23 protein-coding genes are annotated in these 25,477 nt (G+C 49.8%); 10 read left to right on the forward strand and 13 right to left on the reverse strand.

Translation table 11 applies throughout. The features are described from left to right. Positions 1–20: 20 nt before the first annotated feature. Positions 21–983: a zinc dependent phospholipase C family protein gene (locus tag CHK_RS06435; protein ID WP_046443216.1), complete on the reverse strand. Its 963-nt coding sequence runs from the start codon at positions 981–983 to the stop codon at positions 21–23. 216 nt (positions 984–1,199) lie between these two features. Here CHK_RS06435 and CHK_RS16590 point away from each other — a divergent pair, with 216 nt between their 5' ends. The 4 genes from CHK_RS16590 (at position 1,200) to CHK_RS06455 (ending at position 6,238) form a co-directional block, all read left to right on the forward strand. Then, positions 1,200–2,300 (forward strand): pyridoxal phosphate-dependent aminotransferase, encoded by a 1,101-nt coding sequence (locus CHK_RS16590; protein WP_046443217.1) that lies wholly within the window; start codon positions 1,200–1,202, stop codon positions 2,298–2,300. Continuing rightward, on the forward strand, positions 2,297–3,121 hold the full coding sequence (locus CHK_RS06445) for a prephenate dehydrogenase (protein ID WP_046443218.1): 825 nt from the start codon (positions 2,297–2,299) through the stop codon (positions 3,119–3,121). Before CHK_RS16590 ends, CHK_RS06445 begins: the two co-directional genes overlap by 4 nt. Position 3,122: 1 nt before the next feature. Continuing rightward, positions 3,123–4,451 carry an alpha/beta hydrolase gene (locus CHK_RS06450; protein ID WP_052740424.1) on the forward strand — a complete coding sequence of 443 codons (1,329 nt, stop codon included), beginning with the start codon at positions 3,123–3,125 and terminating at the stop codon, positions 4,449–4,451. A gap of 143 nt (positions 4,452–4,594) precedes the next feature. Further along, on the forward strand, positions 4,595–6,238 hold the full coding sequence (locus CHK_RS06455) for a sensor domain-containing diguanylate cyclase (protein ID WP_046443219.1): 1,644 nt from the start codon (positions 4,595–4,597) through the stop codon (positions 6,236–6,238). Between the two features lie 3 nt (positions 6,239–6,241). Here CHK_RS06455 and CHK_RS06460 read toward each other — a convergent pair whose 3' ends face one another. Both CHK_RS06460 and CHK_RS06465 read right to left on the reverse strand, forming a co-directional pair. After that, positions 6,242–7,801, reverse strand: coding sequence for a ClC family H(+)/Cl(-) exchange transporter (locus CHK_RS06460; protein ID WP_046443220.1), 1,560 nt, complete (start codon positions 7,799–7,801; stop codon positions 6,242–6,244). 99 nt (positions 7,802–7,900) lie between these two features. Next, positions 7,901–8,578 (reverse strand): Crp/Fnr family transcriptional regulator, encoded by a 678-nt coding sequence (locus tag CHK_RS06465; RefSeq protein ID WP_046443221.1) that lies wholly within the window; start codon positions 8,576–8,578, stop codon positions 7,901–7,903. Between the two features lie 116 nt (positions 8,579–8,694). Here CHK_RS06465 and hcp point away from each other — a divergent pair, with 116 nt between their 5' ends. Both hcp and CHK_RS06475 read left to right on the forward strand, forming a co-directional pair. After that, entirely contained in the window at positions 8,695–10,251 is a 1,557-nt protein-coding gene (hcp, locus tag CHK_RS06470) for a hydroxylamine reductase (protein WP_046443222.1), read from the forward strand. Between the two features lie 162 nt (positions 10,252–10,413). Further along, positions 10,414–10,893 (forward strand): pyridoxamine 5'-phosphate oxidase family protein, encoded by a 480-nt coding sequence (locus CHK_RS06475; protein WP_052740425.1) that lies wholly within the window; start codon positions 10,414–10,416, stop codon positions 10,891–10,893. 197 nt (positions 10,894–11,090) lie between these two features. On the opposite strand, the gene CHK_RS06480 is transcribed toward CHK_RS06475, so the two are convergent. From CHK_RS06480 to CHK_RS06530, 10 genes are all read right to left on the reverse strand, one after another. Then, entirely contained in the window at positions 11,091–11,336 is a 246-nt protein-coding gene (locus tag CHK_RS06480) for a helix-turn-helix domain-containing protein (RefSeq protein WP_046443223.1), read from the reverse strand. A gap of 327 nt (positions 11,337–11,663) precedes the next feature. Next, on the reverse strand, positions 11,664–12,695 hold the full coding sequence (locus tag CHK_RS06490; RefSeq protein ID WP_046443225.1) for a zinc-dependent alcohol dehydrogenase: 1,032 nt from the start codon (positions 12,693–12,695) through the stop codon (positions 11,664–11,666). Between the two features lie 193 nt (positions 12,696–12,888). Further along, positions 12,889–13,839: a sugar phosphate isomerase family gene (locus CHK_RS06495; protein ID WP_046443226.1), complete on the reverse strand. Its 951-nt coding sequence runs from the start codon at positions 13,837–13,839 to the stop codon at positions 12,889–12,891. A gap of 35 nt (positions 13,840–13,874) precedes the next feature. Beyond that, a complete protein-coding gene (locus tag CHK_RS06500) occupies positions 13,875–14,579 on the reverse strand; it encodes a PIG-L deacetylase family protein (RefSeq protein WP_046443227.1) in 705 nt (234 codons plus the stop codon). A gap of 31 nt (positions 14,580–14,610) precedes the next feature. Continuing rightward, positions 14,611–15,849, reverse strand: a complete 1,239-nt coding sequence (locus CHK_RS06505) for a M20 family metallopeptidase (RefSeq protein ID WP_046443228.1) — start codon at positions 15,847–15,849, stop codon at positions 14,611–14,613. Positions 15,850–15,858: 9 nt separating this feature from the next. Continuing rightward, positions 15,859–17,034, reverse strand: coding sequence for a M24 family metallopeptidase (locus CHK_RS06510; RefSeq protein ID WP_160295602.1), 1,176 nt, complete (start codon positions 17,032–17,034; stop codon positions 15,859–15,861). A 175-nt stretch (positions 17,035–17,209) separates the two neighbouring features. Then, complete coding sequence (locus CHK_RS06515; protein WP_046443230.1) at positions 17,210–18,292, reverse strand: sugar ABC transporter substrate-binding protein; 1,083 nt, start codon at positions 18,290–18,292, stop codon at positions 17,210–17,212. A gap of 54 nt (positions 18,293–18,346) precedes the next feature. Further along, positions 18,347–19,840 (reverse strand): sugar ABC transporter ATP-binding protein, encoded by a 1,494-nt coding sequence (locus CHK_RS06520; RefSeq protein ID WP_046443231.1) that lies wholly within the window; start codon positions 19,838–19,840, stop codon positions 18,347–18,349. A gap of 23 nt (positions 19,841–19,863) precedes the next feature. Further along, on the reverse strand, positions 19,864–20,874 hold the full coding sequence (locus CHK_RS06525) for an ABC transporter permease (RefSeq protein ID WP_052740426.1): 1,011 nt from the start codon (positions 20,872–20,874) through the stop codon (positions 19,864–19,866). Positions 20,875–20,983: 109 nt separating this feature from the next. Continuing rightward, positions 20,984–22,210, reverse strand: a complete 1,227-nt coding sequence (locus CHK_RS06530; protein WP_046443232.1) for an ROK family transcriptional regulator — start codon at positions 22,208–22,210, stop codon at positions 20,984–20,986. Positions 22,211–22,757: 547 nt separating this feature from the next. Between CHK_RS06530 and CHK_RS06540 the strand changes: the two genes are divergently transcribed. From CHK_RS06540 to CHK_RS06555, 4 genes are all read left to right on the forward strand, one after another. Then, positions 22,758–23,684, forward strand: coding sequence for a YitT family protein (locus CHK_RS06540; protein ID WP_046443234.1), 927 nt, complete (start codon positions 22,758–22,760; stop codon positions 23,682–23,684). A gap of 96 nt (positions 23,685–23,780) precedes the next feature. Beyond that, positions 23,781–24,500, forward strand: a complete 720-nt coding sequence (locus CHK_RS06545) for an ATP-binding protein (RefSeq protein WP_046443235.1) — start codon at positions 23,781–23,783, stop codon at positions 24,498–24,500. Between the two features lie 87 nt (positions 24,501–24,587). Beyond that, positions 24,588–24,794, forward strand: coding sequence for a hypothetical protein (locus tag CHK_RS06550; protein ID WP_046443236.1), 207 nt, complete (start codon positions 24,588–24,590; stop codon positions 24,792–24,794). Positions 24,795–24,899: 105 nt separating this feature from the next. After that, the gene (locus CHK_RS06555) at positions 24,900–25,442 is read left to right on the forward strand and encodes a ferredoxin domain-containing protein (protein WP_046443237.1); all 543 of its coding nucleotides are present in this window, start codon (positions 24,900–24,902) and stop codon (positions 25,440–25,442) included. The last annotated feature ends 35 nt before the right edge of the window (positions 25,443–25,477 follow it).

A 25,477-nucleotide genomic window follows, 5' to 3' on the forward strand; every position in this document is an offset into this window, starting at 1 on the left:
ACAGAAAAAACGGACTCGTTTCACGAATCCGTCTCCTGCCCTTTAAAAGTATGTCCGCTGTATTTTTCCTGCTGCTTTCGCACCCTTTTCAGCGGCGCTTTCTTATACAGGCGCTTGAACGGCTTGCGTTCCTCCTGCGGCAAAATAGACTTTCCATGGAAGGATACGTTATAAAATTCGCTTTGCAGCTGCGAAATATCTATCCTGTCTTCAAAAAATGCCTGCACAAGATTGATCCGGCGAACGCTCCACGCCACCGCCTTGTCCAGCAGGCTGAAATAAAAATCGTAATCGTAAAGCCCTTCATATGTCTCGATCGGCTGGTACAGCATGGTTTTCAGCTTCAGCTGCGAGATCACATTCATCAGCCTGAGCGTACGCAGGTCTTTTTTGTCCGGCTGGGATACGAGACCGTTATAATATACATAATAACGGCTTGCACGCTGGTAGGGCTGCTCCTCCACCCTGAGCCCGGGGAACAGGTAAGACATGTGCTTGTAAAACCGGTCGATTTCCCCGGATTTGTCCCAGATATCCCGCGCGAATTGCTGTTTGTCAAACGTATAAGCGTCCACGCCGTTCTTTTTTGCATAAAGGATATCAAGCGCGCACTCCAGCGTGTTGTGCGTTGACATCGGTTTTGTTTCCTTATTAATGTGGGGATGCAAAAGCATATCAAGGCAGTAGTGCGTGATGTATCCGTAAAAATAGCTTTTGAGCGTATCGCTCCCCTGCTCCTTCACATACTGCGCCCCCTCGCAGAAAAAACGTTGCGGGCGCGTATAGTGCAGGGCCCATCCAAGCATTTTGGATTTTGCGCCAAGCAAAAAGAAATAAAATTTATACAACAAAAAAATATCCCCGCCCTGCGATCCGGAATAGTATGCGTTTTTATTCTCCTCAATGATACGTTTCGCCTGAGTATCGGTAAGATCCCGCAGGATATTATCCGCGGCGATCTTGTGCGTCAGGGTTGTGGGCATCTTTTTGCCTCCGTTCGTTTTGTATTGATTCCATAAACCATATCTTAACACATTTTACGCCACATGGCCCAAATTTATGGTAAAATTATATTGAATTTAATACAGTTTCTTAAATGGATGCGTATGAAGCATTTACAGGAAACCGCTGTGCAGCAAACTTTTCATGCGTATAACGCGCTGCAGTTTGCTAGTATACAATAAGAAAAGGGAGTCGGCATGAAGGAATTCTGGAGTGAAAAGGCAAAGCGCCTTACGCCTTATACCGCGGGCGAGCAGCCCACGCAAACGATGATCAAGCTCAATACAAATGAAAACGCATATCCTCCCAGCCCCAAGGTTAAAGAGGCCATTATGGAGGCCGCCGGGGATTTGAGGCTGTACCCCAACGCGGATGCGGATCACCTTCGCAAGGTGATTGCAGCGCATCACGGCGTTGCCCCCGGCGAGGTTTTTTGCTCCAACGGTTCAGACGAAGCGCTGGCATTCTGTTTTGCTGCTTTTTTCTCAGATTCACAGAAAACGGAGGCAGAAGGCGGCTCCACAGCGTGGTTCCCCCGCAGCTATCCTGACAGCCATGTCAGGACGCTGGATGTAACCTACAGCTTTTATCCCGTGTGGGCAGAGCTATTTGACGCTCCACTCCAGACAGTACCTTTAAAGGAGGATTATTCTGTTGATGTGGCAAAGCTTTACGGCGCACGCGGCGTCGTGCTTGCCAATCCCAATGCGCCAACAGGTATTGCGTTGCCGCTCTGCGCGATTGAAAAAATCCTGCACAAAACGAACGGCGTAGTGATTGTAGACGAGGCTTATGCTGCCTTTGGCGCGGAAAGCGCAATCCCGCTTGTCAAAAAGCACAAAAACCTCGTTGTGGTCCGTACCCTCAGCAAATCGCACAGCCTTGCAGGGCTGCGCGTGGGTTACGCGATTGCGGATGAAAACCTGGTCTCAGCTCTCAGGACCGTTAAAGACAGCTTCAACTCCTATCCGCTCGACAGGCTTGCACAGGCGGGCGCCTGCGCGGCGATCGAGGATACGGAATACAACGAACAGACCACGCAGGACATCATCGCCACACGCGCCTATACCATCGGCGAGCTATGGAAAATCGGCATATCCTGCCTGCCTTCCCACGCAAACTTTATTTTTGTGGAATTTTCAAACCCCAGTGCAAAGCAGGTATTTGCAGCGCTACGCGACAGGGGCATCCTCGTACGTTACTTTCCCCAAAACCGCATGGAAAACTTTTTGCGCGTAACGATTGGCACGCGTACGGAAATGGACGCGTTCCTTGCAGCGGTAAAGGAGATCATATGAAAATAGGCGTAGTGGGCCTTGGGCTTATCGGCGGCTCGATTGCCCGTGCAATCAAGCAACATACAAACCATGTGGTGTGCGGCGTGGATACGAATCCCGCTGTAATTTCCGCCGCATACGCCGCGGGGGCGATCGATACCGATACGGACGTTTCGCAGTGCGATGTTGTTTTCGTATGCCTTTACCCGCGCGACTGCGTTTCTTATATGTTGAATACGGAGTTTAAAGACAATGCTGTCATTGCGGATATTTCAGGCGTTAAGCGCTTCCTTGCAAAGGAGGTGGCGGAGCCGCTCCGAAAAAGAGGGTTGCGTTATGTGGGCACGCATCCAATGGCAGGCCGTGAAACGAGCGGCTTTGAACACAGCGACGCAGACCTTTTCCAGAATGCCAGCTTTATCATCACGCAGGACGAGCATACCGATGAAGATGCCCAGGCGCTCCTTTCACAGCTTGCAAAAGAGCTTGGCTTCTCCCGTATTACTGCGTGCAGTGCGAGAAAGCATGACGAGGTGATCGGCTATACGTCACAGCTTGCGCACGTCATTTCCAACGCATATGTCAAAAGCGATGCAGCGCAGGAATTTGAGGGCTTTTCCGCCGGAAGCTTTATGGATCTTACGCGCGTGGCAAAGCTCAATCCCCAAATGTGGTCGGAGCTTTTTATAGAAAACGGCGATATTTTAGTAGCCGAAATCGATGAATTGATCGGCAATATCAAGGATATCAGGGATGCGGTTGCAGCAAAGGACGAGTCGCGGCTGCGCGGACTGCTCAAGCGCGGCAGCGATATCAAGGAAACATTATCCCGGGAGGATTAGTATGAAGCATATTAAGTGGCTGGCGCTTTTGATTGCGGCCCTTTTTTGCCTTTTTGGATGCGCCGCTCCAGACGTTACGTTTGACCTGCCGGCGCTTCAGGAAAAAAGCAGGGCCTATACGCAAAATATGATAGACGGCGATTTTGATACCGTTTCCTCGGGCGTGGCGCAAGCCGTTGCAGAGAAGCTCAGTGCGCAGACGCTTCGCGAAGGCTGGGATAAAACGGTCTCCGGGCTTGGCAGCTTTGAGCAGATTGCGGATTCCCCGGCAACACAAACCGGCGCGGCGGCGACTGTAGACGTCGTGTGTGATTTTACGAATAAGGGACTGCTGATACGCTATACATACAATGCCAGGAATGAAATTTCCGGTCTTTGGCTGACCTATGTTCCAAAGGCCACCCAGACGCAGAGTACGGATGCTTATGAAGAAAAAGAGGTTTCTGTAGGCGAAGGTGAATTTGCCCTCTCCGGCATTCTTACGTTGCCTAAGGGAGCGGGCAATTATCCTGCCGTCCTTATGGTGCACGGCAGCGGCGCGCAGGATATGAACGAAACGATCGGCGCGGCAGGCAACCAGCCGTTTGCGGATATTGCACACGGCCTTGCAGAGCAGGGCGTCGCTTCGCTTCGGTATAACAAACGTACGCTCCAATATCCTGATGAACCGCAGGATCCGCAAAAGCTCACCATAGAATATGAGGTTCTGGACGACGCGGCGGCAGGCGCGCAGCTTTTGAAAAGCACGCAAGGCGTCGATCCGGATCATATTTATGTACTCGGCCATAGTCTGGGCGGCATGCTTGCTCCCAAAATCACAGAACAAAACGAGCTTGCCGGACTGATTTCCCTCGCAGGCTCCCCACGTTCCCTGGAAGATATTTTATTTGACCAGAGCATGGATGAAATCGAAAAACAAGGACTTACAGGCGATAAAAAAGACGCTTATGTTGCGCAGCTCAACCTCCTGATCGATCAGGCAAAAAACGCAAAGCAGGGAGACTCCAACGTTATTTTAAACGCACCCGGTAATTACTGGTATTCCCTGAACAGTATCGATACGCCTGATATCGCAAAATCGCTTTCTGTTCCCATGCTGTTTTTGCAGGGCGGTGCGGATTTTCAGGTCTACCCGGAGAAAGATTTTAACGAATGGAAAACGCTGCTCGCCGGAAAGCCAAACGTTGAGTTCAGGCTGTATCCAAACCTGAACCACCTGTTTATGCAAAGCAGCGGCGAGAAAAGCCTTGACGAATATGACGGGAAGGCAAATGTCGATCCGCAGGTCATAACCGATATTGCCCAGTGGGTTCTGGCGCATACAAAATAGTTGTTTTTTGTTGCCTTGCATGAGAAAAAAGTGTAGAATAATCCATAATAAAGTTACCATTGTTTACAGATAATATATTACCATACTGCATTTATATTATATTCTGATAAAAGCTGATTGATTTCGATTGAAAGTTGGTGTTCATGACTAAGGAATATCATTCCCAAAAAATATATACTGTGATTGGCATATTGGTTGTCGTTTGTATTGCCATCGTTTTAGTTTACAACGCCGGCGCTTTGCTTCCGTCTACCGTTCATAGTGATGGTATTTCATTTGATTCCGGCTGGACAATGGATGCGGAAGGCCAGATTTCGCAGCAAAACCTGCCGGTTTCCTATGCCGGCGCGGAAGATCAAAAAGTCACCCTCAGTCACGCGTTTGCAGACGAAACCCTAAGCGGGAACTCGCTTTGCCTGCAGGCTTATTCAGCTCCGTTTTCTGTCTATGTTGACGACGTCCTCATCTATCAATACGGACAGGAAGCAATCGCTCAGGGCTATTCCTCCGTGGGCAGCGGCTATCATATTATTCCCCTTCCGGAAAGCGGACATACCGTTCATATCGTCTTTGATCTGCCCGTAGGCTCGGACGGGTTTATCCTGACCGATGCAACGGTCATGCCCGGCGCGGATTACCTGACATATTTTATCCGCCAGCATATTTTCACAATTATTTCTTTTGTTATCCTGTTTGCAGTATTTATATACGTCATCATCTCGCGGGGCTTTCGCGCGCCGGGTTCAAACCGCAGCACCCCTGCGTTCGTATGTATGGCGCTGTGTGCCGCCGTGTGGGTGGTCGCGCGCTCCGGCCTGCTTCAGATTTTTATCAATAACCTGCTTGTTGTAAACGCAATCGATTTTCTTTCCTTTTTCCTGCTGCCCCTTACAGTCATTTTCTTTGTCAAAAAGCAGTTTCATATGGATGATTCCCGCATCCTCAACACACTGCTTGTGGTGGGCACCGTTTTCTTTTTTGGGGCTTGCATCCTGCATACGCTTCAAATTGTGGATTTTACAAAAACGTTGATCGTTTTCCATCCCCTTCTTGCAATCGATATGATTCTCCTGCTTTTCAGTATCTTCTGGAAAAAAGACGCCGCCATTCCGGTTGTCCTCAAGGCAGGCGTGGCGATTCTCGTAGTCAGCGGCGCGCTTGAGATGGTGCTTTATTATGTGCTCTCGTTCCACTTTCTTCGTTTCTCCGTCCTCGAAATCGGCCTTCTCGCATTCACGCTTTCCATGCTGTATCTATGGAATACAGAATCCAAAAACGTGCGTCTGCAACTGCGCCGCCAGTCCGTATTCAAACGAATGGCGTTCACGGACGAATTGACCGGTCTTGACAACCGCACCTCCTTTGAGCAGAGGATATCCGTTCTCTCCACAATAGAAAGACGCGGAGTTTATGTGGTTATGATTGATCTGAACGGCCTTAAGCTCGTTAACGATACCCAGGGACATACTGCGGGAGATGAATTTATCAGGCAAAGCGCGGATACGCTTCAAAAAATCGTGAACGGCTCCGGCCAACTGTTTCGCATTGGCGGAGACGAATTTGTCGCGCTGCTCGAATGCAGCGATAAGCAGGCTGCTTTTATCATCAAAAAATTAGAACCCTATCTCAGGAAAAACGACGGTACCCTCTCTCCTTCTTTTGCGATTGGCTATTCTTTCTTCGATCCCGCAAAGGATGAGGATTTGAACACAGCCTTTCGCCGCGCAGATAAGCGAATGTACCTTTGCAAGCGAAACATCTATTCTCCAAAAAAGAAAAATCCCTGATGGTTATCCTGTCTGGCACAGCTTTGTTACCATTTCGCGTACCCGGTACGAATTTTCTTCATTGCATAATATGACAAGGATATCCCCCGGGCGAATGCGTACCGTACCCTTGGGGATAATCTCATGGCTGCCTCGTTTCACCGCCACGATCAGGCTGTTTTCCGGCCATTCGATCTGGCTTATTTTTTTCATGCAGATCGGCGTGCCAAAATGTACGGGCAGCTCAATCAGTATTTTAACCTCCTGCTTTTGCGGCGCAGACTGCGCCTCGTCCTGCCTTGCAATAATACGCTCCAAAAGCTGTTCATAAATTGGTTTTGATTTCAGCAGATCCGCAATCACATAAGCGATCAGTGAAACCAGCGTTACCGACAGCAGCTGCGTGAACGATCCTGTAAGCTCGCAGATCAATATGATGCCCGTGATCGGCGCTCTTACGATCGCCGCAAAAAAACCTGCCATTGCAAGCACGATAAAGTTTTGGATCAGCTCGCGCGGCACGCCGAACACCTGCACCATCGCCGTGCCAATGCCTCCGCCAAGGAGCGCTCCCAGCACAAGCAGCGGCAAAAAAATGCCGCCCGGAGCTCCCGAGCCAAAACTCACCATCGAAAAAATAAACTTGATTGCAAACACAGCGAATATCATAACAAGCGCAAATTTCCCACTGATCAGCATAGGGATCAGTGAATTCCCGCCGCCAAGCACTGCGGGGAATGTAAAGCCCAAAACGCCCGCGCATAAAAACGGAATCAGCAGCCGAACCTCGGTTTTTTTGATCTTTCCATACAACTGCTGTGATTTTTTGATGCAGAAATTGTAAAATACCCCCACCGCGCCCAGAGCGACGCCCAAAACCACAACCACCCAATAAAGGTCAAGAGGAATATTCTGCGTGATATCAAAGCTGAAAATCGGCGCGAGTCCAAATACGTTCCTCGAAATAAAATCCGCCGTCACCGACGCCGCCATCGTGGAAAGAAGTACCTCGACAGAAAAGCTTTTATGCAGCTCCTCAAGCGAAAAAAGGACTCCTGCAAAGGGAGCGTTGAACGCCGCCGCAAGTCCTGCGCTCGCCCCGCACGTCATCAACAGCTTTTCTTCTATTTTGATGCGTTTGGAAATACGCGAAAATCCCTTACCCGCCATTGCGCCAAGCTGTATGGACGGGCCTTCGCGCCCAAGCGACAGTCCCGCGCCAATCGCAAGCGCGCCGCCCACAAATTTCGCGATCAATACCTTCCACCAGTTCTGGCTGAATACGCCGTGCAGTTCTCCCTCCACCTGCGGAATTCCGCTGCCGCTGATCATAGGCTGCCAGCGCACAAGCCTTGCTACAAGCAGGGCCAAAATTGCAATGGCGGCAAACCATGCGATCTTAACCATAACCAGTTGGTTCCCATAATCGAGCACGAAAAAAAGCAGGTCGTTTGCATGCTCGATTACAATACGAAACAGCACGGAAACAAGCCCTGCGAGCGCGCCTACAATTACACCCTGCAAAATAAGCCCATACCTGAAATTCTGAAACCGTTTTAGAACTGTATGCGTGTTATTTTTCAATTTACTTCTCTTCCCATCCAAGCTTCCTTTTCATCTTAATCCGTTCAGAATATACTTTCAAGGGCAGAAGCAAAAAAAGCGGCTGTCCTGCCGGATTGTTTATTGGAATCCTTCAAAATCAAGTATCTTAAAGCTGTTTTTCCAATAATCGATCAGCCCTTCCTCCCGCATCCGGGACAGCTCGCGCGACATTGCGCTGCGGTCTACGCTCAAATAGTCTGCAAGTTCGTTGCGGTTGATGTCAAGTAAGAATGGATTTGATTTCTTCCTTCCATATTCCGCAAGAAGGTATGCGCCCAGCTTTTCACGCGTTGTACGTCTGCCCAGATAATCCAGTTTTTCATTCAGCGCCACATTTTTGCGGGCAAGCATACGTACCAGCCGTTTTATGAGCCCGTTGTGGAAAGCACATGCACTTTCGCATGTTGTAAGCAATTTATCAACATTCAAAAAAAGCACGCGCGTATCCTGTCCTGCTACCACCGCCACAGGACTTTCCCTGATTCCCGCGCATACAAACGCCTCTCCAAATATTCCGCCCTGCGGGATTGCCGCAATCATGCTGCGTTTTCCAAAGTAGTCTTCCCTGACCACCTGCGCCTGGCCTTCGAGCACGATCCCAAAGCTTTCTATGTGCGTTCCCACGTTCCATACCATATCCCCCTTGGGGTAGCTCCTGATCGAATAACCAAGGCAGGCCAGCATAGCGCTGATTTCCTGTTCTTTTGTTTCCAGAAAAAGTTCATTTTTTTGAAGAACCTCAATATATTGTTCCACAACGGCTCCTTTTGTTGCAAAAGCAACATATTCTTTTCCCGTATTGTACTATTCTTAAGATCATAAATCAACAATCGGTTTATCTATTACTTACCATCTCAAAGGAGGATTATGAAATGGAAATGTTTTGCTTTCAGTGTGAACAGACCGCAAAAGGAACCGGCTGCACGGCAGGCGGCGTATGCGGCAAAAAAATCGATACTGCGAATCTACAGGATGATTTGACCACCGTCATGGTGGAGCTTGCCTGTGCGGCGCAGGACCATCATAACGAGGAAACAGACCGGTTCCTTGTCGACGGGCTTTTTACGACCGTAACCAACGTTAATTTTGACAACAATGACATCACGTCCCTCGTAGAACGCGGCAGGCGGCTGATTCGCGAGCATGGCGGCACCTGTGAGTTTTCTGCCGATCAAATCTGGCACAATCAGGAGGATATGCGCAGCCTGCAGGCATTGCTGTTATTTGGTATGCGTGGGATGGCGGCGTATGCGCACCACGCGCGCGTGCTTGGCAAAACCAGCCGCGAAGTAAACGATTTCTTCTATCGCGGGCTTTCCTCGCTTGCGCTGGAGCACTCCGTCCAGGAAAGGCTCGCCCTCGTAATGGAATGCGGGCAGGTAAACCTGAAATGTATGGAGCTTCTCAACGACGCAAACGTAGGGGCGTATGGCAACCCCGAGCCCACCACAGTATCCACGGATATCGAAGCAGGCCCCTTTATCATTGTCACGGGCCACGACCTTCACGACCTCAAGCTCCTGCTCGAGCAGACGGAAGGAAAGGGCGTCAATATCTATACCCACGGTGAAATGCTCCCCGCACACGCTTATCCGGAGCTTAAAAAATATTCGCACCTGAAGGGTAATTTCGGTACGGCATGGCAAAACCAGAAAAAAGAATTTGACGGCGTACCCGCGCCTGTACTCTTTACGACAAACTGCCTGATGCCGCCGCTTTCTTCCTATTCCGACCGGATATTTACCACCTCTGTAGTGGGCTATCCGCAAATGGCGCACATCGGCGAGGACAAGGATTTTACCCCTGTGATCGAAAAAGCGCTTGCATTGGGCGGCTATCCGCAAAAAACCGAAATGAGCGGTATCAACGGCGGGCACGTCTTAACAACGGGCTTTGGCATGAACACCGTGCTTTCCGTGGCAGACCAGGTAATCGATGCTGTGAAAAGCGGAAAAATCAGCCGTTTCTTTTTGGTGGGCGGCTGCGACGGCGCAAAGCCGGGCCGCAATTACTATACGGATTTTGTCAAACAAACGCCCGAGGATTCTGTAATCCTGACGCTTGCGTGCGGCAAATACCGCTTTAACGACCTTGACCTTGGCACGGTGGCCGGCTTGCCGCGCATTATGGATATGGGCCAGTGCAACGACGCGTATTCAGCAATCCAGGTAGCGCTTGCCCTTGCGGACGCTTTCGATTGCGGCGTAAACGATCTGCCTCTTTCCATGGTTCTTTCCTGGTATGAGCAGAAGGCCGTCTGTATCCTGTTGACGCTGCTTTCGCTCGGCGTTGAAAATATTTACCTTGGGCCTTCCCTGCCTGCGTTTGTTTCGCCGGGCGTACTGGATATTCTTGTAGAAAAATTCCATATCAGCCCAATCTCCACGCCGGAGGAAGATCTCAAAAAGATACTTGCCTGCAGCGATTGATCTGAATGCAGGTTATGCAAAACATATGATAAATCGCTTGCATATGAAATTGATACCAAAGCCTGTAACTGGCCTTTTGACAAATTGCTATAAAGCCTCGTTTTGCTTTTCCACCCATCATATTTATGGTATACTGGGGAAAAAACAAAGGCGGTCATACGTATGCGTGAAATGAGAAGAAAAGAGCGCGAAACCTCGTCTGAGGAAGCGCTCGACCTGTTTCGGAATTGCGAATATATGGTGATGTCCATGGTGGATCCGGACGGAAAGCCCTATGCCGTGCCGCTCTCGCCCGCCATGGACGGCGACGTCGTTTATTTTCACTGTGCGCTCTCAGGCACAAAGCTTGACTGTATCAAAAAGCAGCCCCGCGTATGCCTCGTATGCGCGGACGGCGTTCAGGCAATCCCCGAGCACTTTACCACCGCTTATCAAAGCGCGATTTTGTACGGGGAGGCTTCCGTCGTCGATGACGATACGGAAAAAATACATGCGCTCCGGCTCATATGCGAGAAATATGCGCTCCCTAATATGGCAGGTTTTGACGATGCGGTTAAAAAGTCCCTCAGCCGGACCGGTATTGTGAAAATAAAAATCGACGGGGTAAGTGGCAAACAGAAAAAAATCCCAAAAAATTCCTGATATAATGTACCAAAAAAGGGTGCTATCCACAGGACAGTAATCGAAAGGAATCACTGCCAGGCAGTATCTGAAAATAAGGCCGGTGACAAAATTGTCACTGGCCTTTTGCAATATTACGCATTGAACCCCCATTTTTGATGCTTCAGGTGCAAGCACCTTAAAATTATCTTTTAAAACCTGCATGAACTAAGATATTTTTATTCATGCGGCTCAATCCCTTTAAAGAACTCCGCAAAATCCACATTACAAACTTGCTGAAATGCAACCAAATCCGTCACCTTTATATTGCGTGTTCCGAGTTCAATCCTTGAATATCCGCTACGGGAAATCGTGCTTCCCAGTACCTGCATCCTGCTCACAAGATCATTTTGGAAAAGTCTCCGTTCTGAACGAATCTTTTTTAAGTTTTGACCAAAATTTGCATTTTGTATTACTTTTTGCATAACTGCCTCTTTCCGCAACCACATAGTTGCTAATTATATCTTAATTATAGAGGACAAATCATGCTACAATGCCACTATATGGTGGCTATTTATAATTAAGGAGTTTATTATGTCAAATAAAAAAGTATTGGAATGTTTGGCGCAAAATATAGAATGAAAAAACGGTATAGCGGAAAACCGCCATACCGTTTCAAATACTCATACTGTCTTATGCAGCAGCCGTTAATCACCGTTCTTTTTTATAGCAATTTGTCAAAAGGCCAGTTGCAGGCTTTTGGTATAAACTGCATATACAAACGGTTGATCGCAAGTTTTGTATAACCTGCTTTACGTTAAATTGCTGTGAAACTCGATTACCGCTTTTATCACCGGGCTATCCTGCATAAAAATCTCTTTCAGCGCGTCCGTATCCTCGATTTTTACCCTGTGCGTAATCAACTTTTCCACATCGATCACCCGCCGCCTGATCAGGTCTGTACTAAGCGGAAACATCCTTGCAGGCTCTGCAAATACCGAAATAATGTTGTTCTTGTTAAAAACAAGGTCGTCAATATTCATCGGCACGACAGCCCCTTCCCCAAAATCGAGCCCGATATTTACAATGTTGGCTCCATAGGCGGCAAGCTGCATTGCATCCGGGATAGTCCTCGGCGGCGAGGTAACGATCACTGCGTCCGCCCCTCCGCCAAGATACTCTTTTATTTTTCCGGTATAGTCCGGCTCTGAAGCATAAAAAACCGCATCCGCTCCCAGTTCTTTTGCTGCGGCGCTCCTTGCGGCGCTGCGCTTTCCCTGCGGGCGCGAACCCACGCACACAACGCGCATCGCTCCATAATGCTTTGCAAGTGCGGCTGTCATAATACCAAGTATCCCGGTCCCCATGACGACAAGCTTTCCTTCCGGCGGCAGCTGCGCCGCGAAAAATGTATTCAGGCACACCGCAAGCGGCTCTGTGACGCACGCGGCGATATCGTCTATACCTTCGTACCGGTTCAGCATGTTTTCATGGACGCACAAATATTCGCCCATGCCGGACTGCCCTTCCAGCGTATACATATTGCGGCACAAATGTGTTTTTCCATTTTTGCAGGCCTCGCACGTGCCGCACATTGTCACATCCTCCACAATAACATGGTCGCCCGGCTGTACCTTCGTAACACACGCTCCCACCTCCGTCACAACGGCAGAAATCTCATGCCCCATCGGCGTATATTCCTCCATGCGTTCCAGGATATGGATATCCGATCCGCACACGCCGCACGCGAGCGTCTTAACGAGCACCATATTTCCTTCCGGCTTTGGAAGCTCCTTTTCACGCAGCGCAATGTTATATCCGCGCTTTCCCTGTAAATACTTCATCGTCCGTCTCCTTTTCGTTCTTCAGTCACGGCCCGTTATGCTGCCGCTGCAAGCGCCGCATTCAAGCTTCATAACATTCCCCTGTCTTTCTATTATACACGAATCAAAGCCAAAGGGCTGCCGCTCAGGCGGCAGCCCTTTTTTCGTATCGCCCGAGCCAGGAGGAGGAAATACTTCTCAGCTTTCTCGCTTTTCAGTTGCAGTCCGCCGTAAGCGGGCCCGCGAGGTCCCTGATATAAAAGAGCTTTCCGGGCATGGTCGGCATGAAGCTTGCCGGCACCCATTTATCCGGCCCATAACGCAGCGCCACCCAAAAGGACATACCCTGCCACATCATACCGCGGCTGTATGCGCCGTCGCATCCGCCGATAATCCTGTCGGACTGCAGAAACAATCCGGGCCCAATCGTATTTGCAAAGCATGGCACAAGCGTCGTCCTGCTTTTAAAGCTGTGCAGTGCGTTTTGCTCGATCGTAAGCGGATTCAGGTGCGCTCCCAAACGGTGCGTTTGCGCCTTCCACTCTTCGAGCGTATCAAACTCGCCTGCAAATTGAGGTTCCCAGAAGGCAATATGGAATACGCGCCCAATGCCAAACACAGTCACAAGCTCCGCGCCCTCTGCCTTCAGTTTTTCGATTTTCCCGGCATAGGTCGGTAAATTGTCCTTTGTGGCAAAATTGCGCTGGCTCTCCGGAACGGTAAGTTCGCCGAGCGGCCCATAAAACGCCTCTTCCATCGCATTCTGGAACGATCCCTTTTCTGTTGCGGGCAGTGTCGTCCCTGTTTCGTCACTCCATTCGTCCATGTTAAAGCCGTATACGTGCCTGCAGTCCACATTCCATTGCTTCAAAAAATAGACCGCCCAGCGATACATCCCCATCGGCCCTACAGGCAGGATCAGCGCCAGCTTTTTCCCTTTCTCCTTCGCCTGCCTGATCGTATGGGCAATTTCGTGCCCCATCATCATGCCGAACGTAATGTCGTTATCGCATTCCACAGGCGCAAAGCCTTCGTGCCAGAAGCTCTGCCGCTCCATAACCTCCTGCGGGCCGTGGGAGCAGCATTCGTCTATTTTTTTGAGATCCCATCCCTCCGGAAAATAATGCTCCATATTAGAGCCCTTGATCGTCGATAATAAATCCATTTCATTTCTCCTATCTCATTCTGTATTTGTCGCTTTTAAGGCAATAAACGTCTGCAATCCATTCTCGGCCATCCCTGGTACCTGCGGAAGCCCTCCGCATACTGGGCTCCGCATTGCAGCCCGCGGAAGCGCGAGCATGTAGCGTGGAATTCCACAAAATCGATTCCGTCGTGCTCCTTAAGCCATTTCAGCTGGCTCTCGTGGCACTCGATGGCCCTGAGCTTTGTTTCCAGCGTATCGGTGATGTCCACATATTCCGTGGGCATAAATCCGATGCCTGCCAGCGTCTCCATAAAGAAGATCGGCGCGACCTTGTCGATGCTGGGGCTTTCCGTTTCAAGGTGCGGCAGCGTCGCCATAAAGCTCGCGTTGTAGGCAAGCTCGCTCGCCTGCTTGTGGTCGCTCATATAATCCTCCGGATTATGCGTAATAATCACATCCGGCTGTGTTTTGCGGATCACCTCCACAACGCGCAGCTGCACTTCGCGGTTTCCCGCATCCACCATCGCGTCGCCAACATCGAGGCAAAAATGCTCCGCGCCAATGATCGCCGCTGCTGCCGCGGCTTCTTTTTTGCGTATTGCACTCAGCTCGTCCGGCATAATGATTTTATGTCCAAGATTTCCATTTGCAATATTGCACATAAAAACCTTATGCCCCAGCTTTGCATATTTTGCGAGCGTTCCCCCGCAGCATCCGTCCAAATCGTCCGGATGCGCGCACAGTCCCAATACATTCATAACCGTATGCCCTCTCTTTCCCGTGCCGCTTTCAGCCGCACCATTCTTTGATGAAATCGATCAATGTGTTTTTCACGATCGTCATGCTCTCAATGTCCACCCACTCGTCCGGCCCGTGCAGTTTTTCGCCCGCCGGCCCAAATACGGCGGCAGGCATATTCCCATATTCCTTCAAAGCGAACAGGTCGCAGGAAAACATCGCCCCGCACACCTTTGCTTTACCTGTATACCGCGCAGCCTTTTCGGCAAGGAGCGGCAGGGCCAGGCTGTCTTCAGACTGTGCGGCCTTGCAGTAGTGGTATACCTGCCGGATTTCCAAAATTTCCGGCTTTTTATAGTGCGAGTTGATATAATCCAGAAAATAATCTGTGGCTTCACGCTCCGTTTCGTTCGGATACGTCTGGATTACAATTTCGATCCATGCGTCTATGGGCGCGGAAAGCTGTCCGCCGGGCGTAATATCCCCTGCCTTTAGCTTTGTGACCACAAGCTGTGGATCCTGCGGCGTTTCCTTCCAAAGCTCCGGCTTCTCGAGTATCTTCATCCGTTCCCGGTCGTATTCCCGCAGCACGGTAATCAGGTCGTTCATGTCGTATACCGTATTGGATATTTCTTCCCCCGTGTACGGCATCCCGGCAATCCCCTTCACGGTAAGCCGGAACAGCAGGCTGCCCACGCATGCAGGGCAGATCGCAAGCCCGGTTGGCTCGAGTATAATTCCATAATCTGCATTGTGGCCCATCATACGCGACGCGAGCGTGCCGCTTGCCCCGGCGCATTCCTCGTCCACCACGCTTTCAAACAGGATATCGCCCTTTGGCACAAAGCCGCTTTCCCTAAGCTCCCGCAGCGCCGTAAGCGCACAGGCCAGGCCTGCCTTCATGTCCGCGGAACCCCTGCCGTAAATACGCCCTTCCTTTACCACGCTTTCATACGGCTCGCACACCGTCCAGTTCATCGGCTCCTTTGGCGCCACGTCCATATGTCCGGTCAGCAGCAGCGAACGTCCGCCGCCGCTTCCCTTCCAGATGCCAATCACATTGCTTCTTCCCTCATAATTCCTGTCGTGCAAAAACGCCTCGTTTTGTTCAAAACCCGGCACCTCCGGCGGGGACAGCTCCGTAACCTCCATCCCCAGCCCCAGGAGATACCGCTTCACGTACTCCTGTCCCTCTTTTTCATGCCCATCCGGCGGCCTGTTTTCCGTCTCAATATTTACGAGCGACTGCGTCAGCCGTACCAGTTGCGTATCATAACTTTTTTTATCCATTTCACGCCTCTATTTCCGGATAGCGCCCCTGTTCCATGTCGTGAGCTGCTCGAGTCCTGTTTCCGTCACAAGGACTCCATCTTCAAACCGCACGCCGAATTCGTTATCCGCGATCCAGATATCTACGTTGAACACCATATTGGGTTCCAAAACCATGCCGGTACGGTTATCCACCCACGGCCCTTCGCATTCCTGCATTCCCGTTCCGTGCGCAGGGCCGTACAGCGTCAGGCCCTCAAAGCCCTCTTTTCTGAGCCTCGCCTGAAACGTATCGTATACGCTTGCAAAGGGCACTCCCGGCTTCATCACATCGATTGTTTCACCCAGGCAATCAAGCGCGACGCGTATCATATCTTCCTGCTTCTGCGGCAAATTGCCAAGCACTACAGGGCGAACCAGATTCCCGCAGTATCCGCCGTACTTTGCGCCAAAGGTGAGCTGTACCATCTCGTTTTCACCAATCACCCGCTCTGTGGATTTGCACAGGCTCTGATAAGTCGCCGGGCCGGACGTCACCCAAATCGGATACCCCGTGCCCTCCGCGCCCATCCGGTATGCCGCCGCGCGCCACGCGGCCTCGATCTCCCATTCGCGCACGCCGGGGCGAATCATCTCCGCCGCTTCCTTCATTGCTTCTTCCGTGATACGGTATGCCTCGCGCAGCATCATAATTTCATTTGCGCTCTTATACCTGCGCACCTTCATCACCAGCTCCTCCGCAGGCACGATCTGCGCCCCCTGCGCGCCGGAAATCAGGTCTTTCATAATTTCGTGCGGAATGGTATTCACATTTGCAACACCGATCTTTTTGATTGGGAAACGTTCCCTTATCTCGTCGAGTATCATCTGGTAGTTGCAGGCGTTCGTCGGCTTATCCCATTCCGGGGCGCTCGTTTCCACATACATCGGATGGATTCGAACATCGCCCGTCTGTGCAAACTGTACTGCAAAGTCATAAGACTCCGGCCCTCCGGTAAGCAGGATCGGTTTCCCTTCCCGCGGAACCAGTATCCCTACAAAATCAAACACTGCCCAGAAATTGGATAAATATCTTACCGTAGCGCTTTCGCATTCACAGGCATGCGTGATCAGAAGGTCGATATCCTGCTCTTTCATCGCTTCCTGTATTTTGGAAATACGCTCGTCATATTCGTTTCTTGGAATGGTCATTCTTTCTTTTGTCATTTCCTGTTCTCCCCTGTTTCTGCCTGAAACCATTGCGGCCATTACCGCAATTCAAATCGTTTGGGCAGGGATATCCTCCCATGCCTTCCTGCACATAGGCCAATGCTTTTACCTGCATTTGTTTTTTATTTTGCGTTCCGCCGCAAATTGCGGCGGAACGCTCTTTCTATCTGTGCTACTGGACGTATTTCATATATTCGCTGATGTTGTTTTTATCCACGATGCCAAGCTCGATGTTCTGCTCTTTGGGAATATCCGTATCTCCCTCAAAGTATTTCTTCGCTGTGTCAAGCGTCGTCTCCACAATGTTTGCCGGAGGTACTGCAACACACATCATGTAATAAGGATCGCCGTCGTTGATCGCATTGAAGGGTTCTGCTCCCCAGTCGCCGGCTACCACGATTTTCGGACCTGTAACGCCCGCTGTTTCGAGTGCGGATTTTGCGCCAAACGCCGCGTTGCCCACTGCCGCCCAGATAATATCAACAGGCTTTGCAATGTTGTTCGTCACGATATTGGCAGCGCTTTCACGCGTTTTACCGAAATCCTGGTCAAACACATATTCGATGTTTTCTTTTCCCAGTTCTTTTTCAATCGTTTCTTTGAATTTTTCGGAACGGATCGACGTATGCGGCGCGTCGAGCATGGCAAGCACGCCTACCCGCAGCTTTCCGCCAAGATTTTCTTTTGCATAATCCGCTACATATTCACCCGTGAGCACGCCCGTCTGCGCGTGATCCCATGCGATGTGTGAAACGAGATCCTCCCAGTCTGTACCCGAGTCGAACGCGATTACAGGAATTCCTGCCGCCTCCGCTTTATCGAGTGTGGGCTGGATGCCGTCCGGTGAAACCGGATCGATGAGGATCATGTCGTATTGCTGGTTGATAAAATCCTCCACCTGCTTCTGCTGTGTTTCTGCGTTGATGTCGCCGTCCTGGATATTGACTTCGCTGAAGCCCATTTCCGGCGCCTGTACCATCAGCTCGTCGTAGACAGCCTTGCACCACTCGTCATAGATCGAGATATGAGCGACTGCAAGGCGTTTTCCCTTAACCGCATCCGAAACCTTGGAAGCGTCCAAGCTTTCCGCAGGGGCCGCGCTGCCATCCGCCGCCGGAGCTGAACTGTCATCTGCCGTCGGAGCCGCGCTGTCACTTGCCGCCGGGGCGGATGATTCTGCGGGCGCGCTGCACCCAAACAGCGAAACCGTCATCAGGATTGCCAGAACCAGTGCAACAATCGATACTTTCTTCATTTTTCTTCCTCCTTAAGATTCTTTTATTTTTAAATCGGTTTCCGATTTAAATTATTATGCGCCTGTTCCCTNAACGCACATTGTCATGATTTTTTCCTGCGTGGCTTCTTCCCTTGTGAGTTCGCCGGCAATTTTGCCGTCGTGCATTACCATCACGCGGTCGCTCATCCCAAGTATTTCAGGCAGCTCTGACGAAATCATAATGATTGATTTTCCGCTTTTCACCATCTCGTTCATCAGCTCATAAATCTCTGCCTTTGCCCCTACGTCCACGCCGCGCGTGGGCTCGTCCATAAAAATAATGTTGCTCTGCTGCATAATCCATTTTGCAATGACCACCTTCTGCTGGTTTCCGCCTGAAAGGTACTGCACCTCCGTATCGAGCGACGGCGTGGATATGTTAAGCTTATCCACATATTCCCTGCCGTATTTATCTTCGAGCGACGGCATCACCACGCCATGCTTTATGATATTCTCCATCTTGACCATGGAAATGTTTTCCTTTACGGACAGGATCTGTACAAGCCCCTGCTCCTTCCTGTCTTCCGGCACAAGCCCAAACCCGTTTGCAATCGCATCCTGAAAGCTCTTTTGGTGAACAGGCTTTCCGTTGAGCAACACCTCGCCGCTGTCTATCTTATCGATTCCAAGTACTGCCCGCGCGACCTCCGTCCTGCCTGAACCCACAAGCCCCGCAAATCCAAGTATCTCGCCCGCGCTCACATGAAAGCTGATGTCCTCGAGCACCCCCTTGCGGTTTAATCCCTTTACCTCAAGCACTGTCTCTCCCGGTTCAACCTCGGCTTTGGGATATTCGTTCACAAGCTCGCGTCCCACCATGAGGGAAATCAGCTTTTTCCGGTCGACGTCCGCTACCGGAAAGGTATCGATCTGCCTGCCGTCACGCAGTACGGTCGCATTGTCCGCCAGATCAAAAATCTCCTCCAGCCTGTGCGAGATATAGATGATGGTCATCCCCTCCGCTTTAAGCTTGCGGATGATGTCAAACATAATCGTCTGTTCCCGCGTGGTGAGCGTGGCAGACGGCTCGTCCATAATCAGCAGGCTGCAGTTGATGTTGATCGCCTTACAGATTTCAACGATCTGTTTTTTGGCGACGGAAATGTCCTCCACCACAGCGTCCACATCGATATCGATGCCCAGCTCATCCATCATTTCCTGTGCTCTCCTGCGCATCGTGCTCCAGTCCACCAGGCCTTTTTTATAGATCAGATTTCCAAGAAATATATTTTCTGCCACCGTAAGCGTTTCCGAAAGCTTCAATTCCTGATGTACGACGCTGATCCCTTTCATCTGGGATTCATGCGGCGTATTGAAACGCTCCGCTTCCCCGTTTAAAATAACCTGCCCTTCGTCCGCACGGTAGATTCCTGCGAGTATCTTGATCAGCGTCGATTTCCCGGCGCCGTTTTCTCCCACCAGCGCGTGCACCGTTCCACGCTGCACAGCAAAGCTCACATCATCAAGCGCCTTTACGCCGGGAAAGACCTTGGATACGTGTTCCAAAACCAAAATATTATTATCCATACTGTCCGCCTTTCCAAAGAGTATTATTTGTTGCGCTTATTCCTGATTACGTCAATCGCCACCGCGCCAATGAGTACAACGCCTTTTAGGACAAACTGTACGAACGGATGCACATTGAGCATTGTCATGCCGTTGAAGAACAACGTCAGGAATATGGCTCCAAAGAGCGCCTGTACGATTTTTCCTTTACCGCCTGCAAGGCTTACTCCGCCAATAACACATGATATGATCGTATCAAACTCGTACAGGTTACCGTTTGTAACAGCCGCCGAATCCAGCCTTGAAAGAAGGATGATGCCGCCGAATGCCGCAATACCGCCGCCCAGCACATAAACGATTGTTTTGTATTTTTTGACGTTAATGCCTGCAAAGTAAGCGGCCTCGTTACTCCCGCCGATCGCATATACATTTCGTCCCATTCGTGTACGTCTGGCTACGAATGAAAATATGACATACAAGGCGATCATAATGATCACGCAAATCGGTATCCCCCATTCTGCGCCGCCTACAAATCCTCTGCCGAAAAACTCAATTTCCTGGGGCATAGACGGTATGGGCGATGCGTTGGTCACGATTCTCGCAAGGCCGGTGCACACCATCTGCATTCCGAGCGTCGCCACAAAGCATGGTATTTTGCAATAAGCGATCAAAAATCCATTTGTCGCGCCCACCGCGCATCCAAGCGCAAGCGCTGTAATAACGGCAATCCACGGGTTTACCTCGCCAAATTTCATCATCCATGCCGCCACGCAGCTTGTAAAGCACAGGTTTTGTCCAAGCGACAGGTCAAAATCGCCAGTCAGGATGATGAACGCCTGGCCAATCGCAACAATCGCAAGCGCGCTGCTCTGGATAAATATGTTCCTGATGTTGCTGTAGGTGAGGAAGTACTCGGATGAAAACGCAAATACTACTCCCAGCACCAGAATTGCGATCACAATGGCATAATTTTTTGTGAACCTGGAAAATCCATTTTTTGCGTTTGATTTAAGCTTTCCTTCTTCTGCGTTGATTGATACTGAATTAAAAATCATTTTCTACCACTCCTTAAACCGTATTTTTGAAACCGTTCCCTCAAAAAAGGCAACACGAAATAAACTTCCTTTCAATACAGGACAAAAAACATTTTAAATTGTTACTTGCTTATTGGATTACTTCCTGAAGAATGATATTATCATGTACATACTCTTTTAACATTTGGATCCCTCCCAAAAGCTGTGCGTTTTCTCCGCAAATACTGTATCTGATTTCGGGTTTGAACAATCCCAGTTGACTAAACTGCCGATCCAGCGCGTTGCAAATGTATTGGTTTTCTTTTGATATGCTTCCCCCCAAAACGATAATTTCCGGATTGATCATCAAATCAACATTGATCGCGAGCATTGCCCACATTTTTATTGTTTCTTCCAATATGATTTCAATATCTTTGTCATGATGCTTTGCCGCTTCTTCCAGCAGCGCGAGTGTAATTTTTTCCTCCCTCCTTTTCTCCATCAGGTTTTTTAATATAGAAGCCTTTCCCTCCGCGAGCGCTGATTGTGCCTTTTCGATCAGCATTTGCAGGCCCGCAAGGTGCTCTACCTGACCTTTTCCGCTGATATATTCCTCCATGCTGCGCGTTCCAAGGGACGCTGTCTGTCCAATCTCGCCCGCATAGTTTTTATTTCCCGTTACAAGCTTGTTATTTACAATCACCCCCATACCGATTCCCATGGAAGACGTCAGCATGATGTATACAAGATTTTCCACAAACGGATAAACCTCCGCTTTTTCGCCCACCGCTGAAAGCCATGATACATTGTTTGCAATCACGGGCACGCCCAGAATGCGTTCCGCATAATCGATCAGCTTTGTATCGCTGAGCATACAGACGTCGGGTATGGTATGGATAGTCCTTTGGTTCTTGTTGATTACGCCGGGTACTGCAAAGTCCGCCGCCAGAATTCCCTTGTTTCTCTGGTTCCTGTCCCGGAGCAGCTCGTTTTTGATGTTTTCGAGTATCACAAGCAGTTGCTCGAGCGTTCCCTGCGGATCGTACTTCACACTGTACCGCCCGAGGACTGTTCCGTTGAGGTTCGCGATATACCCATAAACCACCATAGGCGTAATGTTGTAATGCAGCAGATATCCGTATTCACCATTGAAGCAAAACAGCTCCGGGCTCCTGCCCTTTCCTGTTTTTTCCTTTCCAATATAACGGATGAGATCCTTTTCCTGCAGGCTTTTAAAAATCCGGCTGACCGTAGCCGGGCTCAGCTTTGTTTTTGCCGTTACGTCAATCGCTGATATTTCCCTGCTGCCAATCAGGGCGTTGAGTACCTGAAGCTGGTTACGGTCTTTATCTGAGAGGCCTGCTCTGTTCATATTCATGCTTATTCCCCGCTGTTTTCAACTGCTGTTTTGATGCCGGCATAAAGGCCGGTTTCATAGAAAGCGATCCATAATTGAAAACTATACTTTTTCGCTCATGGAAAAAAGCACAAAAAAAACGCCCAAACGGGCGCTGTGGGCGTAATAATAAAACGAACGAAAAAGTATTCTTTTTTGGTCGCCTTTGACTGTAAAAATTTTAAATGTTTTTTGCTTTGTAATACAATTATGTTTTTCCCTGATTGTGATTTTATCATAACGCTTCGCTTTTCATTTGTCAATAATTATTTTCTCTTTGAAAATAATATTTTTTATACGATGTAATGCGTTCCTTTTTTCGCTATATAAAAGGATTCATCCAAAGCCGCGCCTTACTTTTTCCATTGAAACAATGTCATGAAATCTATTTTTATTCTCCTCCGCGCTCCATAAGCGCTCCACACCGTCCTGTCAAAAAACAGTCTCCTGCGCGCTGAAATCTTTATACAACTTTAATAAAGTTTCGTTTGAACCGGGTGCGATTGGGCGTATAATAATATCACAAAGGATGAAAAGAGGGATCAAAATGGATATTGCGCGTTCCAAAAAGATAAAAGGCTTCGTGCTCGACGGACTGTTGTTTTTCCTGGGCAGCCTGATTTACGCCCTTGCAATCAACACATTCACAGCGCCCAACAACATCGCTCCAGGTGGGCTTACCGGCGTTGCGACAATGCTTAATTATGTATTTGGCCTGCCAATCGGTACCATGATCCTCGTGACCAATATTCCGCTTTTTATCCTTGGCTTCCTGTATTTTGGCTGGAAGTTCATCATCAAGACAATCATCGCTACGGCTCTGTCCTCTGTGGTGATCGATATTACATCAGGAATCTTCCCACAGTATCACGGCGAACCGCTCATTACGGTCGTATTCGGCGGCCTGCTTTCCGGCGTGGGGCTCGCGCTCATATTGGTACGCGGCGGCACCTCCGGCGGCACCGAGCTTGCGGCAAACCTCATCGCAATCAAATTTCCCCACATATCCATCGGCAAGCTGATCCTTGTGCTGGATGTGATCGTCGTACTGGTCTCCGCATGGGTTTACCAGGATTTTGAAAGCCCGCTTTACGCTATGATTGTGATCTTCATCACTTCGTGGGTAATCGACGCGATTTTATATGGCACCAGCATTGGCACCGGGAAAATGATGTTTATTGTTTCCCCCAAAAATAAGGAAATCGCAGACAGCATACTCAATAAAATGGAGCGCGGTGTGACTGCGCTCAAATCGCGCGGCGGCTACAGCGGCGTGGAGGGCGAGGTTCTTTTGTGCGCGGTGCGCAGGCAGGAGGTTTATAAAATCTACCACCTCATCCACGAGATCGATCCGGACGCATTTATCATCGTTGGCGACGCGGGCGAAATCAGCGGCGAAGGCTTTCGTAAAATCGCCGAAAAACCAATGGCGAAAAAATTTGTCAAAAAGCAGTAAATATTCTTTCCTATCTAAATTTTGTTGCAAATGCAACATCATTTATTTTCTGTTTTGGTATGATAATTATAACAAAACAAAGAACGAGGTAATGGTATGAAACGGAAAATTATAACGATAGATGAAGAAAAATGCAACGGCTGCGGTTTGTGCGTATCCGCCTGCCAGGAAGGGGCGATTGGCCTTGTGGATGGAAAGGCAAAGCTGCTGCGCGACGATTATTGCGACGGACTTGGAAACTGCCTGCCCGTTTGCCCCACAGATGCGATCACCTTCGAGCAGCGTGAAGCCGCTGCCTTTGACGAAGAAGCGGTAAAGAAAAATATGCAGGCAGCGCAATCACAGAAGGCGCCGCTGCCCTGCGGGTGTCCGGGCTCCAATTCCAAGGTCATCGAGCGCAGCGCACCGGCGAAAACCCCGGCAGCGCCCGCAGCTTCTGCCGAAATGGATTCCCAGCTTTCGCAGTGGCCGGTGCAGATCAAACTGGTTCCGGTAAACGCGCCGTACTTTAATGGGGCCCACCTGCTGATTGCGGCAGACTGCACGGCGTTTTCCTACGGGAACTTCCACAACGATTTTATTCGCGGAAAAATTACGCTCATCGGCTGCCCCAAGCTTGACGACGTGGATTACGCGGAAAAGCTGACGCAAATCCTGAAAGAAAACGACATCAAAAGCGTCACAGTGGTACGGATGTCGGTTCCATGCTGCGGAGGCATACAGAAGGCGGTCACAGACGCGCTGCGCGCTTCCGGCAAGATGATCCCGTGGAATGTTACCGTCATAGATACGGACGGCAGCATCATCGAACAGTAAGTAATGCAGGACGGATGTCAAATTAGTTTGACATCCGTCTTTTTTGTGCCTATCATGTTATATATACAAAAAAGGGAGAATTGGTAAATGAGATGTGAATGTGCGCAGTGCGGAGTTTATATGGTACATGCAGAGGACCTTACCCTAGGCTGTGTCTGCCCAAACTGCCAGTCGCGCTGTACGGCGTGCCTTGGTACAAACAGCGTTATGAGCCGCGAGGAAATCAGAGCGCTCAAAGACGATCCGCGGTTTGCCTCCTTCACCGGAGACGAAGACGAATTTTACAGCAAATAAGTAAAACGCAGCGCATGACGCGCGTGCAATAAAGGCCCTTCCTGCGCAGTGGCGGAAAAATCTGCCATATGCGTCCCAATCACACGAAAAGGAGAGAGTGTAATCATGATCATCAATTCCAAAACCGCCGAGGAAACCGCTATCCTTGCCGTAGCACAAAAGATGTGTGCAGCGGCAAGGACCGCCCCCAAAACACGCGGACTTGATTTTATCCAGACCTGTATCCTGACCGGCACTGAAAAAGACGCGCTTGCAGACGAAATGGACCGTCTTGCACCCATTCTCGATTATCCCTTCCTGAAACGCGACGCTGGCAATGTCCGCGACAGCCACGCGATTGTGCTCATTGGTACAACCTACCAGCAGCGCGGTCTGAATGAAGGCTGCCAGTACTGTAACCACAAAAATTGTGCGGAATGCGCACAGCAAAACGGCGTATGCGCGTACGATAATATCGATCTTGGGATTGCTGCCGGTTCCGCCGCAGGCGTTGCCGCCGACGCGCGTATTGATAATCGCATTATTTTTTCAGCGGGAAGGGCCGCCCTTTCCCTGAAGCTTATGGGCGACAGAGTCAAAGTCATTTTGGGCATTCCGCTTTCCGCGACAGGAAAATCGCCTTATTTTGACCGTAAACCCCAAACATAAAAAATTCCCGGGTGAAATCAAAAAGCCAATGGAAA

Origin of the sequence: Christensenella hongkongensis (assembly GCF_000981035.1) — a bacterium.
Lineage (GTDB): Bacteria > Bacillota > Clostridia > Christensenellales > Christensenellaceae > Christensenella > Christensenella hongkongensis.

Bases quoted from the DNA above. Each gene is read 5' to 3' on its own strand.
- CHK_RS06435 (WP_046443216.1), bottom strand. From the start codon at position 983: ATGCCCACAACCCTGACGCACAAGATCGCCGCGGATAATATCCTGCGG.
- CHK_RS16590 (WP_046443217.1), top strand. From the start codon at position 1,200: ATGAAGGAATTCTGGAGTGAAAAGGCAAAGCGCCTTACGCCTTATACC.
- CHK_RS06445 (WP_046443218.1), top strand. From the start codon at position 2,297: ATGAAAATAGGCGTAGTGGGCCTTGGGCTTATCGGCGGCTCGATTGCC.
- CHK_RS06450 (WP_052740424.1), top strand. From the start codon at position 3,123: ATGAAGCATATTAAGTGGCTGGCGCTTTTGATTGCGGCCCTTTTTTGC.
- CHK_RS06455 (WP_046443219.1), top strand. From the start codon at position 4,595: ATGACTAAGGAATATCATTCCCAAAAAATATATACTGTGATTGGCATA.
- hcp (WP_046443222.1), top strand. From the start codon at position 8,695: ATGGAAATGTTTTGCTTTCAGTGTGAACAGACCGCAAAAGGAACCGGC.
- CHK_RS06475 (WP_052740425.1), top strand. From the start codon at position 10,414: ATGCGTGAAATGAGAAGAAAAGAGCGCGAAACCTCGTCTGAGGAAGCG.
- CHK_RS06480 (WP_046443223.1), bottom strand. From the start codon at position 11,336: ATGCAAAAAGTAATACAAAATGCAAATTTTGGTCAAAACTTAAAAAAG.
- CHK_RS06490 (WP_046443225.1), bottom strand. From the start codon at position 12,695: ATGAAGTATTTACAGGGAAAGCGCGGATATAACATTGCGCTGCGTGAA.
- CHK_RS06495 (WP_046443226.1), bottom strand. From the start codon at position 13,839: ATGGATTTATTATCGACGATCAAGGGCTCTAATATGGAGCATTATTTT.
- CHK_RS06500 (WP_046443227.1), bottom strand. From the start codon at position 14,579: ATGAATGTATTGGGACTGTGCGCGCATCCGGACGATTTGGACGGATGC.
- CHK_RS06505 (WP_046443228.1), bottom strand. From the start codon at position 15,849: ATGGATAAAAAAAGTTATGATACGCAACTGGTACGGCTGACGCAGTCG.
- CHK_RS06510 (WP_160295602.1), bottom strand. From the start codon at position 17,034: ATGACAAAAGAAAGAATGACCATTCCAAGAAACGAATATGACGAGCGT.
- CHK_RS06515 (WP_046443230.1), bottom strand. From the start codon at position 18,292: ATGAAGAAAGTATCGATTGTTGCACTGGTTCTGGCAATCCTGATGACG.
- CHK_RS06525 (WP_052740426.1), bottom strand. From the start codon at position 20,874: ATGATTTTTAATTCAGTATCAATCAACGCAGAAGAAGGAAAGCTTAAA.
- CHK_RS06530 (WP_046443232.1), bottom strand. From the start codon at position 22,210: ATGAATATGAACAGAGCAGGCCTCTCAGATAAAGACCGTAACCAGCTT.
- CHK_RS06540 (WP_046443234.1), top strand. From the start codon at position 22,758: ATGAAAAGAGGGATCAAAATGGATATTGCGCGTTCCAAAAAGATAAAA.
- CHK_RS06545 (WP_046443235.1), top strand. From the start codon at position 23,781: ATGAAACGGAAAATTATAACGATAGATGAAGAAAAATGCAACGGCTGC.
- CHK_RS06550 (WP_046443236.1), top strand. From the start codon at position 24,588: ATGAGATGTGAATGTGCGCAGTGCGGAGTTTATATGGTACATGCAGAG.
- CHK_RS06555 (WP_046443237.1), top strand. From the start codon at position 24,900: ATGATCATCAATTCCAAAACCGCCGAGGAAACCGCTATCCTTGCCGTA.